Here is a 1,658-nt window from a genome sequence, read left to right on the forward strand (position 1 = left end):
TCGGCACGATCGACACGTACGCCACCGGCACACTGTCCTTGTGAATCCCTTCCACCCGCTTCATCACCTCGAACACTTCCTTCGCCGGCTCCGCGCTCCCGCTCCCCACCCCGTAATACAATCGGTTCGCTACCGCATAGATCGGAGCGTTCCCACATGCCAAATTCGTAAAACCTTCCATCCGAACCTCGTCCCCGTCTTCCAGGTTCGTCTCATTGATCACCCAAGGTTTTTCGTTCGGCGGCTCCCCAAACCAAGTTAGAGCATAGCTCCCCATATATATCTGCGTCAGCTTCTTGTACGATCTAGCCATCGAGGCGTTCAATAGCCCCCTGACAACACGTTGGTAGATTTCCGGGATTGCCTCGTCCATAAAGCCGTCCGGAATCCGGTACTGCCGGACAAGGGAAGTCCCCGTCCAAGTGTTTCCGTTATGGCAGAGCATGAACCTCCCGCTCCCGTGGATGATCTTCCGAAAGTCCAGTAAGTCCTCGTTTGTCAGTTCATTCACCCACCGAAACCACGCAATCAAGGGCTCCATGTCTACAGAGGCAGGAAGGCGAGTCCAGTCCACGGGCCAACCGTTCGGTGTGTATTTCTTCACAAATCCGCTCAGCCTTTCCAGATCCATCCCGCTGAACTTCTGGAAGTTCTTCCTGCAGGACTCACAGAAGCATATTCCTGTCATAAGCGTGCTGGGATGATCGAAGTAAACTCCAGCAATATCATGTTCACAGAGTTCCCTTACCACTACGCGAATGGCTTCGCGGTAGGCGTCGCCGGTGGTACAAATTTTCTGTTGGAGTGCCCAACCCACGTGCCATCGGCTCCCATAAATCTTGCCGTCAGGTCCCCGCAAAGCCCACCGAGCATATTGGGGATGCTGTTTTACCCAGTTGACTTCTAGCCAAAGATGGCCGTAAGGGCAGTAGCAATAATGGTGTATTCCCAATGGTCTGCATGCTTGGGTTACCTCATCGATGAGATCCCTGCCATCCAACTCAGGATGAACTGGGAAGACCTTGCTCGGATAATACGCCCAGTATCCAATCGGCTGAGACCGAAGCATGTTCCCTCCCAGCTCCGATGCAGCTTGCACCAGGCGCTTGGCATCAAACCCTTTCATGTGCGGGTAGACAGGAGGGCCATACCCATCAAAGCAAACAGTGCGTGTGTAACGCAGCCATGAGGGAGCTTCGTACGCTCGTACTTCGTAAGTATCCGTCTTTTCAGTCTGAGGAGGATCCCGTCGCAATTCAATTGCTGAAGTGATGAGATCCTGGCCGCCTATCAAAGCTACCGACGCAGAACTCTTTCTTAGAAAATTTCTTCTATCCATTTGCTCCTCTCACTTTCTGCTCGAGAAAGCCTGAAGCTATTTCAAAACCCTCCGCAAGACGATCATGAAGCAGGCGATATGAAAGAAACCTTGGTAAACGGTCAGCGAGCGGTCATAGCGCACCACGAGTCGGCGGAAGTTGCCGAGCCAGGCGAAAGTGCGTTCCACGATCCACCGTCGCTTGGAGCGGCGCAGCGCCCGACCATCCTGCGTCGGCGGCTTGCTCCGGTTCCTGCGGTGCGGGGCGATCAATTCGATGCCACGGGCCGCCAACTGCCTGCGCAGCGGATCGCTATCGTAACCGCGGTCGGCGATCAGG

At 54.6% G+C, this 1,658-nt stretch carries 2 protein-coding genes; both read right to left on the reverse strand.

What is annotated here, in order from left to right:
- The coding region (locus VKV18_RS01325) for a hypothetical protein (protein WP_324202427.1) at positions 1-1,339 on the reverse strand (1,339 nt) is incomplete at its 3' end.
- Positions 1,340-1,375: 36 nt separating this feature from the next.
- Positions 1,376-1,612: a transposase gene (locus VKV18_RS01330; RefSeq protein ID WP_414647166.1), complete on the reverse strand. Its 237-nt coding sequence runs from the start codon at positions 1,610-1,612 to the stop codon at positions 1,376-1,378.
- Positions 1,613-1,658 lie beyond the last annotated feature (46 nt).

Source organism: Chthonomonas sp. (assembly GCF_035294505.1).
In the GTDB taxonomy this organism is placed as follows: Bacteria; Armatimonadota; Chthonomonadetes; order Chthonomonadales; family Chthonomonadaceae; genus Chthonomonas.